This window comes from Streptomyces lienomycini (assembly GCF_027947595.1).
In the GTDB taxonomy this organism is placed as follows: Bacteria; Actinomycetota; Actinomycetes; order Streptomycetales; family Streptomycetaceae; genus Streptomyces; species Streptomyces lienomycini.
In genome coordinates this window covers 694,660-708,906 of record NZ_CP116257.1, presented here as the reverse complement: position 1 = coordinate 708,906, position 14,247 = coordinate 694,660, and the positions used below count along the sequence as shown (strand labels likewise).

The 14,247-nt window shown below is 69.6% G+C and carries 9 protein-coding genes; 2 read left to right on the top strand and 7 right to left on the bottom strand.

Features of this window, described 5'->3' with window-relative positions; translation table 11 throughout:
- Positions 1-75 precede the first annotated feature (75 nt).
- Complete coding sequence (locus tag BJ961_RS03390; RefSeq protein WP_271319824.1) at positions 76-2,544, top strand: ABC transporter permease; 2,469 nt, start codon at positions 76-78, stop codon at positions 2,542-2,544.
- A 119-nt stretch (positions 2,545-2,663) separates the two neighbouring features.
- On the opposite strand, the gene tuf is transcribed toward BJ961_RS03390, so the two are convergent.
- From tuf to BJ961_RS03365, 5 genes are all read right to left on the bottom strand, one after another.
- Positions 2,664-3,857, bottom strand: coding sequence for an elongation factor Tu (tuf, locus tag BJ961_RS03385; RefSeq protein ID WP_159329772.1), 1,194 nt, complete (start codon positions 3,855-3,857; stop codon positions 2,664-2,666).
- Positions 3,858-4,026: 169 nt separating this feature from the next.
- On the bottom strand, positions 4,027-6,153 hold the full coding sequence (gene fusA, locus BJ961_RS03380; RefSeq protein ID WP_271319823.1) for an elongation factor G: 2,127 nt from the start codon (positions 6,151-6,153) through the stop codon (positions 4,027-4,029).
- 39 nt (positions 6,154-6,192) lie between these two features.
- On the bottom strand, positions 6,193-6,663 hold the full coding sequence (gene rpsG / locus BJ961_RS03375; RefSeq protein WP_003974303.1) for a 30S ribosomal protein S7: 471 nt from the start codon (positions 6,661-6,663) through the stop codon (positions 6,193-6,195).
- A gap of 2 nt (positions 6,664-6,665) precedes the next feature.
- Positions 6,666-7,037 (bottom strand): 30S ribosomal protein S12, encoded by a 372-nt coding sequence (gene rpsL, locus BJ961_RS03370; RefSeq protein WP_003948652.1) that lies wholly within the window; start codon positions 7,035-7,037, stop codon positions 6,666-6,668.
- Between the two features lie 288 nt (positions 7,038-7,325).
- Positions 7,326-8,351, bottom strand: coding sequence for a glycosyltransferase family 2 protein (locus BJ961_RS03365; protein WP_271319822.1), 1,026 nt, complete (start codon positions 8,349-8,351; stop codon positions 7,326-7,328).
- A gap of 102 nt (positions 8,352-8,453) precedes the next feature.
- On the opposite strand from BJ961_RS03365, the gene BJ961_RS03360 reads away from it, so the two are divergent.
- The gene (locus BJ961_RS03360; protein ID WP_271319821.1) at positions 8,454-9,746 is read left to right on the top strand and encodes a glycosyltransferase family protein; all 1,293 of its coding nucleotides are present in this window, start codon (positions 8,454-8,456) and stop codon (positions 9,744-9,746) included.
- Between the two features lie 24 nt (positions 9,747-9,770).
- Here BJ961_RS03360 and BJ961_RS03355 read toward each other — a convergent pair whose 3' ends face one another.
- Together BJ961_RS03355 and BJ961_RS03350 are read right to left on the bottom strand one after the other, a co-directional pair.
- On the bottom strand, positions 9,771-10,172 hold the full coding sequence (locus tag BJ961_RS03355) for a DUF3592 domain-containing protein (protein WP_271319820.1): 402 nt from the start codon (positions 10,170-10,172) through the stop codon (positions 9,771-9,773).
- Between the two features lie 127 nt (positions 10,173-10,299).
- Entirely contained in the window at positions 10,300-14,199 is a 3,900-nt protein-coding gene (locus BJ961_RS03350) for a DNA-directed RNA polymerase subunit beta' (RefSeq protein ID WP_271319819.1), read from the bottom strand.
- Positions 14,200-14,247 lie beyond the last annotated feature (48 nt).

Here is a 14,247-nt window from a genome sequence, read left to right as displayed (position 1 = left end):
CACCGACGGCCACGCCGACAACGAGCCGCCCGCCTCCCCCGCCGCAGCCCACCCGACCCGGCCGGAGGCCACCCCGTGCTGACCGTCACCCTGCACACCCTGCGCACCCGCTGGGTGGCCTTCGTCGGGAGCTTCGTCGCGCTGGCGCTGGGGGTCGCGCTGCTCACCGTGACGGGGCTGGCGCTCGCCTCCTCGCTCGACGCGCCGGAGCGGGCGCCGGAGCGGTTCGCGGCCGCGCCGGTGGTGGTCCGGGGGCAGGACACCCTGCGGGTGCCGACGCCCTCCGGGGAGCGTACGAAGGCGCTGCCGCGGCCCCGCCCCGTGCCCGCCGCCACCCTGGCCCGGTTGAAGCGGCTCGGCACGGTCGTCGAGGACCGGTCCTTCGCCGTACGCGTCCACGACCGGCACGGGCCCGGTGACCTGGTGGGCCACCCCTGGTCCACCGCCGCGTTCGCCCCGTACCGGATCGACGCGGGCCGCGCGCCGCACACCGCCGACGAGGTCGTCGTCACCGGGGACTGGGCGGCGCCGGGCGAGCGCGTGCGCACGGACCGGGGCGCCCTGCGCGTCGTGGGCACCGTGTCCGGCCTCGGCTTCGAGGACGCCGTCTTCTTCACCGACGCGCGTGCCGCCCGGCTCGCCCCGGTGAGCGTGCAGGCGGCGGTCGACGCACCGGTGACCGCCGTACGGGACGCCGTGCGCGGCGACACGGGTGTCCGGGTGCTCACCGGGGACGAACGCCGGTACGCGGACGCCGACCCCGACCGGGACGCGGAGGCGCTGACCGCGATGAACGCCCTGTTCGGCACGGCCGGCGGCGTCACCGCGTTCGTGTCGGTGTTCGTCGTGGCGTCCACGTTCGCCTTCACGGTCGCCCGGCGCCGCCGCGAGTTCGGGCTGCTGCGCATGGTGGGGGCGACGCCGGGACAGCTGCGCCGGACGGTGCTGGCCGAGGCGCTCGCGGTCGGCGTCCTCGCCTCCGCGACCGGCTGCGTGCTCGGCTCGTACGGCGCCCCGCACCTGGCGGCACGGGTGGTCGACGGCGGCCTGGCCCCTCGGTGGTTCACCATCGGCGACCACGCCTGGCCGTACCACGCGGCCTTCTGGACGGGACTCGTCGTCGCCCTGTGCGGCGCGGTCGCGGCGTCGTGGCGGGCGGGCCGGACGGGCCCCGTCGAGGCGCTGCGCGAAGCGTCCGCCGACACCGGGGCGATGACCCCGGGCCGGTGGCTGTGCGGCGCGGGCCTGCTGCTGACCGCGCTGGTCACGCTGGGCGTCTCCCTGGCCGGCGACCCCGGCGACCTGCTGCACCGCAAGACGTACGTGACCCGCCCCATGCTGCTGATCACCGCGATCGCCCTGCTCGCGCCCGTCGCGGTAGGCCCCCTGGCCCGGCTGCTCACCTGGCTCCCGGCGCGGTTGCCGGGCGCCGCGGGCATGCTGGTGCGGGAGAACACGGCCACCGCCGTCCGCCGCAGCGCGGCCGTCGCCGCCCCCGTACTCGTCACCGTCGCGCTCGCGGGCTCGCTGCTCGGCGCCACCGCGACGCTGACCGGGGCGAAGACCGCCGAGACGCGGGAGCGGACCGCCGCCGCCCTCGTGATCACCGCCCCGGACGGCGGCACGGGCTTCGACGCGGGGGCCCTGGCCCGGCTGCGCGCGACACCCGGGGCCGAGGTCTCACCGTCCTCCACGAGCGCGGTGTTCGTCCTGGAGGAGGGCGTGGCGCTCATCGGGTCCGAGGCGCGCGCGGTCGCCGACCCCGGTGCCCTCGCCGCCACCACCCGGCTGCCGCTCGCCGCGGGGAAGGTGACCGACCTGGACGACGACTCGATCATCGTGAACGAGGAGTGGGAGCGGCACACGGTCGGCGAGCGCGTGCGCGTGTGGCTCGGGGACGGCACGGAGCGGACGCTGCGCGTCGCCGCCGTGCTGACGACCGGCACGGGCGACAACGGCGTGTACGTCACCCCCGCCAACGCCCCGGGCGCCCCGGTCGACCGGGTGGACGTCGGCCTCGCGGACGGAGCCGACGCCGACGCGGTGGCGCAGCGGCTGCGGGAGGCGGTGGGCCCGGCCGGCGGGCAGGTGTCGACCAGGGACGAGTGGATCGCGGCCGCCCACCCGAAGAGCGGCGGCACGACCCGGCTCGGTCTCTTCCTGGTCCTCGGCATCGCCCTGCTCTACACCGGGATCTCCCTGGTCAACACGGCGCTGATGGCCACCTCCGACCGCGTCCGCGATCTCGCGGTACTGCGCCTGGCCGGCGCCACCGACGGCCAGGTGCTCCGGATGGTCGGCGCGGAGGCCCTGACGGTCGTCGCGGTCGGCGCGCTCCTGGGCCTGGTCGTCGCCGGTCTCGGCCTGGCGGGCCTGTGGACGGCACTCGCCCTGCTCTCGGTGCCCGCGGCGCCGGTGCTGCCGTGGGCGGCCGTCGGCACGGTCGTGGGCGCCTGCGCCGTACTCGCGGTCACCGCCTCGGTCGTACCCGCCGGCCTGATCCTGCGCCGCCGCACGGGGGAGGCGGCGGGCATCCGCGCATGACCCACCCCTGCGTCCCGAGGCCGACCGGAACGGCGAGAGGGCCCGTACGACCGAAGTCGTACGGGCCCTCTCAGGCATCAGCCCATGTCAGGTCGGGTCGACCGACAAGCAAGCGGAGCTTACTTGTTGATCTTGGTGACCTGGCCGGCGCCCACGGTCCGGCCACCCTCGCGGATGGCGAACTTCAGGCCCTCTTCCATGGCGACGGGCTGGATGAGCTCCACCTTCATCTCGGTGTTGTCACCCGGCATGACCATCTCGGTGCCCTCGGGGAGGGTCACGACGCCGGTCACGTCCGTCGTACGGAAGTAGAACTGCGGACGGTAGTTGTTGAAGAAGGGGGTGTGACGGCCACCCTCGTCCTTCGACAGGATGTAGGCCTGGGCCTCGAACTCGGTGTGCGGGGTGACCGAGCCCGGCTTGATGATGACCTGGCCGCGCTCGACGTCCTCGCGCTTGATGCCGCGAAGCAGCAGACCGACGTTCTCACCGGCCTGGCCCTCGTCGAGGAGCTTCCGGAACATCTCGATGCCGGTGACCGTGGTGGTGGTCTTCTCCTGCTTGATGCCGATGATGTCGACGGTCTCGTTGACCTTGAGGACACCACGCTCGATGCGGCCGGTGACGACCGTACCGCGACCGGTGATGGTGAAGACGTCCTCGATCGGCATCAGGAACGGCTTGTCGACGTCGCGCTCGGGCTCCGGGATGGCCTCGTCCACGGCCTTCATGAGCTCGAGGACCGAGTTGCCCCACTCCTTGTCGCCCTCGAGGGCCTTCAGAGCGGAGACCTTGACGACGGGAACGTCGTCGCCCGGGAACTCGTACTCGGAGAGGAGCTCACGCACCTCGAGCTCGACGAGCTCCAGGATCTCCTCGTCGTCCACCATGTCGGCCTTGTTCAGGGCGACGACGATGTACGGAACGCCGACCTGGCGGGCCAGGAGCACGTGCTCCTTGGTCTGCGGCATCGGGCCGTCGGTGGCGGCGACCACGAGGATGGCGCCGTCCATCTGCGCCGCACCCGTGATCATGTTCTTGATGTAGTCGGCGTGACCGGGGCAGTCGACGTGGGCGTAGTGACGCGCCTCGGTCTGGTACTCGACGTGCGCGATGGAGATGGTGATACCGCGCTGGCGCTCTTCGGGAGCCTTGTCGATCTGGTCGAACGCCGACGCCTCGTTGATGTCCGGGTACGCGTCGTGCAGCACCTTGGTAATGGCGGCCGTGAGGGTCGTCTTACCGTGGTCGATGTGACCGATGGTGCCGATGTTGACGTGCGGCTTAGTCCGCTCGAACTTCGCCTTCGCCACTGGGGTCCTCCTGTGGAGTGGTTCTGTACGCCTTACTCATCGGCGCCAGGTGATCTTTGCTGGAAAGCCCGGGTGCCGGGGGCGTTCCGCCGGGTTTGCGGCGGAACGCCCCCGCAGGCTCCGGGGTCAAGCCTAAAGCGTGAGAACGGGGTCCGTTGAACGGAGTCCGCTACTCGCCCTTGGCCTTCGCGATGATCTCCTCGGCGACGTTCCGGGGAACCTCGGCGTAGGAGTCGAACTGCATCGAGTAGCTTGCGCGACCCGACGTCTTGCTGCGGAGGTCTCCGACGTAGCCGAACATCTCCGACAGCGGCACGAGGCCCTTCACGACGCGGGCACCCATCCGCTCCTCCATGGCCTGGATCTGGCCACGGCGGGAGTTGATGTCACCGATGACGTCGCCCATGTAGTCCTCGGGCGTGGTGACCTCGACGGCCATCATCGGCTCGAGCAGCACGGGGCTGGCCTTGCGGGCGGCCTCCTTGAAGGCCTGCGAACCGGCGATCTTGAAGGCGAGCTCGGAGGAGTCGACCTCGTGGTAGCCACCGTCGATGAGCGTGACGCGGACGCCCGTCATCTCGTAGCCGGCCAGGATGCCGAACTGCATGGCCTCCTGCGCACCGGCGTCCACCGAAGGGATGTACTCCTTCGGGATGCGGCCACCGGTCACCTTGTTCACGAACTCGTACGAGGCGTCGCCGCCCTCGATCGGCTCGATCGCGATCTGCACCTTGGCGAACTGACCGGTACCACCGGTCTGCTTCTTGTGGGTGTAGTCCACGCGCTCGACGGCCTTGCGGATCGTCTCACGGTAGGCGACCTGGGGCTTGCCGACGTTGGCCTCGACCTTGAACTCACGGCGCATGCGGTCGACCAGCACCTCGAGGTGCAGCTCGCCCATACCACCGATGATGGTCTGGCCGGTCTCCTCGTTGGTGTGGACCTGGAAGGAGGGGTCCTCCTCGGCCAGGCGCTGGATCGCGACGCCGAGCTTCTCCTGGTCGCCCTTCGACTTGGGCTCGATGGCGACCTGGATGACCGGGGCCGGGAAGTCCATGGACTCCAGGATGACCGGCTGCTTGTCGTCGGACAGCGTCTCACCGGTGGTGGTCTGCTTCAGGCCCATGACGGCGACGATGTCACCGGCGCCCACCGACTCGATCTCCTCACGCTTGTTGGCGTGCATGCGGTAGATCTTGCCGATGCGCTCCTTGCGGCCCTTGACGGAGTTCAGCACCGCGGTGCCGGACACCAGGCGGCCGGAGTACACCCGGACGAAGGTGAGCTTGCCGAGGTGCGGGTCGCTCATGATCTTGAACGCGAGGGCGGAGAGGGGCTCCTCCTCCGACGGCTTGCGCTTGACGACGACCTCGGGGTCCTTGACGTCGTGGCCCTCGATGGCCTCGACGTCGAGCGGGGTCGGCAGGTAGCGCACGACCGCGTCGAGCAGGGGCTGGACGCCCTTGTTCTTGAACGCGGTGCCGCAGAACACCGGGGTGACCGTGGTGTCGGCGGACTTGCCGGAGGCGATGGTGATGCGACGGATCGCGGCGTACAGCTGCTCCTCGGTGGGCTCCTGGCCCTCCAGGAACAGCTCCATGACCTCTTCGTCGTTCTCCGCGACGGCCTCGACCAGCTTGCCGCGCCACTCCTCGGCGGCCTCGGTGTGCGTGGCCGGGATGTCGACGGTGTCGTACATCTCGCCCTTGGCCGCGTCGGCGGACCACACGAGCGCCTTCATGCGGACGAGGTCCACGACGCCCTGGAAGTCGGCCTCGGCACCGATCGGGAGCTGCATGACCAGCGGCTGGGCGCCCAGGCGGTCCGAGATCATCTCCACGCAGCGGTGGAACTCGGCGCCGGTACGGTCCAGCTTGTTCACGAAGCAGATGCGGGGCACGCCGTAACGGTCGGCCTGGCGCCACACCGTCTCGGACTGGGGCTCGACACCGGCGACACCGTCGAACACGGTCACGGCACCGTCGAGCACACGCAGGGACCGCTCCACCTCGACGGTGAAGTCGACGTGCCCCGGGGTGTCGATGATGTTGATCGTGTAGTCGTTGTCCTCGAGCGGCCAGTGACAGGTGGTCGCAGCAGACGTGATCGTGATGCCACGCTCCTGCTCCTGCTCCATCCAGTCCATCGTGGCGGCGCCGTCGTGGACCTCACCGATCTTGTACGAGACGCCGGTGTAGAACAGGATCCGCTCGGTGGTGGTCGTCTTGCCCGCGTCGATGTGGGCCATGATCCCGATGTTGCGGACCTTGGCCAGGTCAAGTGAAGTGGTAGCCATAAGGCTTCAGTCTTCTCTCGGTCTCGATGTGGGTAGCGACTACCAGCGGTAGTGCGCGAAGGCCTTGTTGGACTCGGCCATCTTGTGCGTGTCCTCGCGCTTCTTCACAGCGGCACCCAGGCCGTTGGAGGCGTCGAGGAGCTCGTTGAGCAGACGCTCGGTCATGGTCTTCTCGCGACGGGCGCGGGAGTAACCGACGAGCCAGCGCAGGGCGAGCGTGTTCGCACGGCCCGGCTTGACCTCGATCGGGACCTGGTAGGTCGCGCCACCGACACGGCGGGACTTGACCTCGAGGGTCGGCTTGATGTTCTCGAGAGCGCGCTTGAGCGTGATGACCGGGTCGTTGCCGGTCTTCTCGCGCAGACCCTCCATGGCGCCGTAGACGATGCGCTCGGCGGTGGAGCGCTTGCCGTTCAGCAGCACCTTGTTGATCAGGGAGGTCACCAGAGGAGAACCGTAGACCGGGTCGATGATGACCGGGCGCTTCGGGGCGGGGCCCTTACGAGGCATTCTTACTTCTCCTTCTTGGCGCCGTAGCGGCTGCGGGCCTGCTTGCGGTTCTTCACACCCTGGGTGTCAAGCGAACCGCGGATGATCTTGTAGCGAACACCCGGCAGGTCCTTCACACGGCCGCCGCGCACGAGCACGATGGAGTGCTCCTGCAGGTTGTGCCCCTCACCCGGAATGTAAGCAGTGACCTCGATCCCGCTGGTCAGACGCACACGCGCGACCTTACGCAGGGCCGAGTTCGGCTTCTTCGGGGTGGTCGTGAACACACGCGTGCAGACGCCACGGCGCTGGGGCGAACCCTCGAGTGCGGGCGTCTTGTTCTTCTCGACCTTGTCCTGCCGGCCCTTCCGGACCAGCTGCTGGATCGTAGGCACTACTTCTCCGGTTTCTGTGTGCCGAATGGTGAAGCTAACCTGGAACGCCACCGACCCACGCGGTCGGGTGTGTCGAACCCGCGGACTCCGGCCGCGAGGCGGAAAGAGGCGCGGAATGCAGTGGCCGCACACGACCCCGGTGCGGTTGTAGGCACGCACGAGGGCCAGGGCACACCCCAGGCACAAGGTCTGAGCGTACCTATCGCATTCGCTGCGGTCAAAACAAATGGGCGAGACCGGCGTCCACGCCCGTTTCCTTCCGTCTCGTCCTGATCGACGGCGGGCGTCTCAGGCCCGCGGCACCGGCACGCGCGGCTCCTTCGGGTCCTCGGCACCCGCGCCACCGCCGGGCGAAGGGGCCGCGGTGTCGTGGCGGACGAAGTACGTGGGCCGGTTCTGCACCGCCGTGTAGATGCGCCCGACATATTCACCGAGCAGACCGACGCAGATCAGCTGGACGGCGCCGATGAAGACGATCCCGGTGAACAGGGACGTCCAGCCGGGCACCGTGCGGCCCAGCGCGAACGCGGTCAGCGTGTAGACCAGCAGCGCCAGGCAGACGACGAAGGCGCCGGCGCCCAGCCACGTGGCGATGCGCAGCGGGGCCGCGGAGAAGCCGGTGACGCTGTCGACCGCCAGGCGGATCATCCGGCCCAGCGGGTACTTGGTGCGGCCCGCCGTACGCGGGGCGCGCTCGTAGGCCACCTGCCCGCTCGGAAAGCCCAGCCACGGCACCAGCAGGCGGTATACGCGCTGCTGGTCGGGCAGGGCCTTCAGGGCGTCCACGGCGGCCCGGCTCAGCAGCCGGAAGTCGCCCGCCTGGGCCGGGACCGACGGCCCCGCAAGGCGCCGCATCAGCCGGTAGTACACGCCCGCCGACCAGCGCTTGAACCCGGAGTCGCTGCTGCGGTCGGCGCGCACCCCGTAGACGATGTCGAGCCCCTGCGCGCGGGCCAGCGCCAGCATGTCGGGGATCTTCTCCGGCGGGTCCTGCAGGTCGGCGTCCAGACTCACCACGTACGCGCCGCGCGCCCGGTCGAGGCCCGCCGTGAGGGCCGCCTGGTGGCCGGAGTTGCGCCGCAGCGCGACCACGCGCAGTTCCGGCCAGCCCAGCCGGAAGGCGGCGAGCAGCTCCGCCGTGCGGTCGCCGCTGCCGTCGTCGACGGCGACGACCTCGTGGGGGACGCCCAGCTCCGTCAGGACCGGCCGGAGCCTGGTGACCAGCGCGGGCAGGGCCTCTTCCTCGTTGAACATCGGGATGACGACCGACAGCACGACCGGTTCGTGCCGCTCCGCGTCCCGCTCCTCGGGCACCGCGCCTCCCCTCCCCCTGACAGTGAGTACGGATGTGCGACTCTTGTGCGATCTTATGGCAGCGATTGACGGTCGAGGGTGGGCCCGAGGGGGATGACAGCCATGGACACGGCTGCCGACGACACGGTGACCGACGGGCCGGCCGGCACCCGCGCGCGCCGGCCCGGAGGGCCCGCGGCCCGCTCCTGGCGGACCTGGCCGCCCGCCCTCCCGGCCGGCGCGCGCCCCTTCCTCGCCCCGCTCGCCCTGTACGGCGTCACCAAACTCGTCGGTCTCGGGATCTTCGCCTCCCTCCTGACGTACGCCGGGGACTTCCGGGGGAAGAACCCGCGCTTCGGCGGCGGCGCCCACTGGTGGGACGTCCTGGCCACCTGGGACGGCTGGTGGTACCTCCAGGTCGCCGAGCACGGCTACAGCCCCGCTCTGGTCCGGCTGGACTCCGACGGCCTGTTCACGGTCCAGCAGAACTCGGTCGCGTTCTTCCCGCTCTACCCCGCCCTCATCCGCATGGTCTCGGAGTCCACCGGACTCGGCCTGTACGGCTCCGGCATCCTGGTCTCCGTCCTCACGTCCTTCGTCGCCGCGGCCGGGATCTACGCCGTGATCTCGCTGATCGCGGGAGCACGGGCGGGCACCGTCGCCGCGGGACTGTGGGCGGTGGCGCCGGGCGCGGGCGTCGAGTGGGCGGTGTACTCCGAGTCCCTGTTCGTCGCCCTCGCCGCCTGGACCTGCTACGCCGTGATGAAGGGGCGCTGGGTGGCGGCGGGCCTGCTCGCCTTCACCGCCGGCCTGAACCGGCCCACCTCGGCGGTCCTGATAGGCGCCGTGGGCCTGGCCGCCCTGGTGACGCTGGCCCGCCCCGAGTCCCGGCGCGAGCACGGCGTACGCGGCCCGGTGTACGCGATGCTCGTCGCGCCGCTCGGCCTGCTCTGCTACATCGCCTGGGTCGGCTGGAGCACCGGTGAGGCCACGGCCTACTTCACGCTCCAGCGCGAGGGCTGGGCGCACTTCTTCGACTACGGCGCCTACACCTGGGACGTGCTGCGCAACCTCGCCGTGGGCCGCGGCGACTACCCCTTCGCCTTCTCCACCCCGGACCTGCTCTCCCTCCAGCTGGTCCTGGCGCTGCCCTTCCTCGTCGCCCTGATGCTGCGCAAGAGGCCCCCGCTGGTCCTCGTCGCCTACACCCTGGCGACGATCGTCACGGTCCTGGGCACCCAGCAGATGTTCGGCAACACGATGCGCTACCTGCTCCCCGCCTTCCCCCTCCTCCTCGCCCCGGCCGCGGCGCTCAGCCGCCTGAAGCCGCCGGCCCTGGTGGTCTTCTTCACCACGGCGTCGATCGCCTCCGGCTGGTACGCGCACTACGTCATCTTCGAACTGGGCGTGCCGTAACCACCGCGCGGTGCGGCGGCGCCGTCACAGCGTGAGGAGCAGCCCCGTCACCGCCGCCGCCCACAGCGCGCCCATGACGGCCGTCAGGGCCGTGTCGTACCCCACCCGCCGGGTCGCCTCGAACAGCAGCATCGCCCGTTCCGGCCGCCCCGGCTCGTGGACGACCTCCACCGCGTCCCCCACCTCCACCGGGGGGACGGAGTACCGCGACGAGCGGACCGTGAGCTCCTGCCCGGCCTCCGCGGAGTACGTGCAGACGGCGCCCACGTAGCCGCCGCTCGGCCAGTAGTGGCCGACGCATTCGCCCTCGACGCGGGTGCCCGCGGACTCGAGTCGCCTCGCCTTGCGCAGGGCGTACAGGTTGGTGCCCAGCACCAACGACGAGCCGCACACCATGACGACGAGCATGATTCCTATCGCGAGCACGACAACTCCCAGGCCGGAGGGCGGATGGTGCGGGGATCGGACGACGCACGTGATTCTGCCCTACGCCCGCGCACGCCGAAGGGCGGCCACCCCCACGGGGTGACCGCCCTTCGTTCAACCTGCCCGCTTACTGGTTGTACGGACCGTAGTCGTAGTCCTCCAGCGGAACGGCCTGGCCGGAGCCCGTGCCGAACGGCGAGTAGTCGATGTCGTCGTAGCCGACGGCCGAGTACATCGCGGCCTTGGCCTCCTCGGTCGGCTCCACCCGGATGTTGCGGTAGCGGGACAGGCCCGTACCGGCCGGGATGAGCTTACCGATGATGACGTTCTCCTTGAGGCCGATGAGGCTGTCGGACTTGGCGTTGATCGCCGCGTCCGTCAGCACCCGGGTCGTCTCCTGGAAGGAGGCGGCCGACAGCCAGGACTCCGTCGCCAGCGAGGCCTTGGTGATACCCATCAGCTGCGGACGACCGGAGGCCGGGTGACCGCCCTCCTGGACCACACGACGGTTCTCGGTCTCGAACTTCGTCCGCTCGACCAGCTCGCCGGGCAGCAGCTCGGCGTCGCCGGACTCGATGATCGTCACACGGCGCAGCATCTGCCGGATGATGATCTCGATGTGCTTGTCGTGGATCGACACGCCCTGCGAGTTGTAGACCTTCTGGACCTCGCCGACCAGGTGGACCTGGACGGCACGCTGACCCAGAATGCGCAGCACGTCGTGCGGGTTGGTGGCACCCACGGTGAGCTTCTGGCCCACCTCGACGTGGTCGCCCTCGCCCACGAGCAGACGGGCACGCTTCGAGATCGGGAACGCCGTCTCGTCGCTGCCGTCGTCCGGGGTGACGACGAGCTTCTTGGTCTTCTCGGTCTCCTCGATCCGGACGCGTCCGGAGGCCTCGGAGATCGGGGCGACACCCTTCGGGGTACGGGCCTCGAAGAGCTCGACGACACGCGGCAGACCCTGCGTGATGTCGTCACCGGCCACACCACCGGTGTGGAAGGTACGCATCGTCAGCTGGGTGCCGGGCTCACCGATGGACTGGGCGGCGATGATGCCGACCGCCTCACCGATGTCGACCAGCTTGCCGGTGGCCAGCGAGCGGCCGTAGCACATGGCGCAGGTGCCGACCTGGGACTCGCAGGTCAGGATCGAGCGGGTCTTGACCTCCTCGACGCCGTGGGCGACCAGGGCGTCGATGAGCACGTCACCGAGGTCGACGTTGGCCGGCGCGATCACCTTGCCGTCGATGACGACGTCCTCGGCGAGCATGCGGGCGTAGACGCTGGTCTCGACGTCCTCGGTCTTGCGCAGCGTGCCGTCCGCGTCGCGCGAGGCGATCGGCAGCTTGAGACCGCGCTCCGTGCCGCAGTCCTCCTCGCGGATGATGACGTCCTGGGAGACGTCGACCAGACGACGCGTGAGGTAACCCGAGTCGGCGGTACGCAGAGCGGTGTCCGCCAGACCCTTACGGGCACCGTGCGTGGAGATGAAGTACTCCAGCACGGACAGGCCCTCACGGAAGGAGGCCTTGATGGGACGCGGGATCGTCTCGTTCTTCGCGTTCGACACCAGACCACGCATACCGGCGATCTGACGCATCTGCATCATGTTTCCGCGAGCACCCGAGTTCACCATCATGGAGACCGGGTTGGTCTTCGGGAAGTTCGCGTTCATCGCCTCGGCGACCTCGTTGGTCGCCTTGGTCCAGATCGCGATGAGCTCCTGCGTGCGCTCTTCCTTGGTGATCAGACCGCGCTCGTACTGCTTCTGGACCTTCTCGTCCTGCGCCTCGTAACCGCGGACGATCTCCTTCTTCGCGTCGGGAACGACGATGTCGGAGATGGCGACGGTGACGCCGGAACGGGTGGCCCAGAAGAAGCCGGCCGCCTTCAGGTTGTCGAGCGTCGCCGCCACGATGACCTTCGGGTAGCGCTCGGCGAGGTCGTTGACGATCTCGGAGAGCTGCTTCTTGCCGACCTCGTAGTCGACGAACGGGTAGTCCTCGGGCAGCAGCTCGTTGAAGAGCGCGCGGCCCAGAGTGGTGTTCAGGGTGAAGGTGTCACCCTGCTGCCACTCCGGCTCACCCTCCTCGCGGGCCGGGGGCTCGAACCCGCGGGGCGGGATGGTGCCCACCGGGAAGCGGATGTCGACCTTCGCCTGGAGCGTCAGGTCTCCCGCGTCGAACGCCATGATCGCCTCGGCGGCGGAGCCGAAGGCACGGCCCTCGCCCTTGGGGCCACGCCCCTCCGAGTCCGTGGTGAGGAAGAACAGACCGAGGACCATGTCCTGGGTCGGCATCGTCACCGGACGGCCGTCGGCCGGCTTGAGGATGTTGTTCGAGGACAGCATCAGGATGCGGGCCTCGGCCTGCGCCTCCGCGGACAGCGGCAGGTGCACGGCCATCTGGTCACCGTCGAAGTCCGCGTTGAACGCGGTGCAGACGAGCGGGTGGATCTGGATGGCCTTGCCCTCGACCAGCTGCGGCTCGAAGGCCTGGATGCCGAGGCGGTGCAGGGTGGGCGCACGGTTCAGCAGAACCGGGTGCTCCGCGATGACCTCTTCCAGCACGTCGTACACGACCGTGCGGCCGCGCTCGACCATGCGCTTGGCGCTCTTGATGTTCTGCGCGTGGTTCAGGTCGACCAGGCGCTTCATCACGAACGGCTTGAAGAGCTCCAGCGCCATGGCCTTGGGCAGACCGCACTGGTGCAGCTTGAGCTGCGGGCCGACGACGATGACGGAACGCGCCGAGTAGTCGACTCGCTTGCCGAGCAGGTTCTGACGGAAGCGGCCCTGCTTGCCCTTGAGCATGTCGGACAGCGACTTCAGCGGACGGTTGCCGGGGCCCGTCACCGGGCGACCGCGGCGGCCGTTGTCGAAGAGCGCGTCGACGGCCTCCTGGAGCATGCGCTTCTCGTTGTTCACGATGATCTCGGGCGCACCGAGGTCGAGAAGCCGCTTCAGGCGGTTGTTGCGGTTGATGACACGGCGGTACAGGTCGTTCAGGTCGGAGGTCGCGAAGCGGCCACCGTCCAGCTGCACCATCGGACGCAGGTCCGGCGGGATGACCGGCACGCAGTCCAGCACCATGCCCTTGGGGCTGTTGCTGGTCTGCAGGAACGCGGAGACGACCTTGAGGCGCTTGAGCGCACGGGTCTTCTTCTGGCCCTTGCCGGTGCGGATGATCTCGCGGAGGCGCTCGGCCTCCTCGTCGAGGTCGAAGGACTCCAGGCGCTTCTGCAGCGCGGCGGCGCCCATCGAGCCGTCGAAGTAGGTGCCGAAGCGGTCGCGCAGCTCGCGGTAGAGCAGCTCGTCGCCCTCGAGGTCCTGGACCTTGAGGTTCTTGAACCGGTTCCACACCTCGTCGAGGCGGTCGATCTCGCGCTGCGCACGGTCGCGCAGCTGCTTCATCTCACGCTCGGCACCCTCGCGCACCTTGCGGCGCACGTCGGCCTTGGCGCCCTCGGCCTCCAGCTCGGCGAGGTCCGTCTCGAGCTTCTTGGCGCGGGCCTCCAGGTCGGAGTCGCGGCGCTGCTCGATCTGCTGGCGCTCGACGGAGACGTGGGCCTCCAGCGAGGGCAGGTCGCGGGTGCGGCGCTCCTCGTCCACGAACGTGATCATGTACGCGGCGAAGTAGATGACCTTCTCGAGGTCCTTCGGCGCCAGGTCGAGCAGGTAGCCCAGGCGCGACGGGACGCCCTTGAAGTACCAGATGTGGGTCACGGGAGCGGCCAGCTCGATGTGGCCCATCCGCTCACGGCGCACCTTGGCGCGAGTGACCTCGACGCCGCAGCGCTCGCAGATGATGCCCTTGAAGCGGACGCGCTTGTACTTGCCGCAGTAGCACTCCCAGTCCCGGGTCGGACCGAAGATCTTCTCGCAGAAGAGTCCGTCCTTCTCGGGCTTGAGCGTGCGGTAGTTGATCGTCTCGGGCTTCTTGACCTCGCCGTGGCTCCACTGACGGATGTCGTCAGCGGTGGCCAGACCGATCCGGAGCTCGTCGAAGAAGTTGACGTCGAGCACTATGCGTCAATCCCTCTCAGGGTTGTAAGTCTTGGGGTCTGAAACGGG

What these genes read in the sequence shown, in the direction of transcription:
- fusA (WP_271319823.1), bottom strand. Translation starts at nt 6,153, where the DNA reads ATGGCTACCACTTCACTTGACCTGGCCAAGGTCCGCAACATCGGGATC.
- rpsG (WP_003974303.1), bottom strand. Translation starts at nt 6,663, where the DNA reads ATGCCTCGTAAGGGCCCCGCCCCGAAGCGCCCGGTCATCATCGACCCG.
- BJ961_RS03360 (WP_271319821.1), top strand. Translation starts at nt 8,454, where the DNA reads ATGGACACGGCTGCCGACGACACGGTGACCGACGGGCCGGCCGGCACC.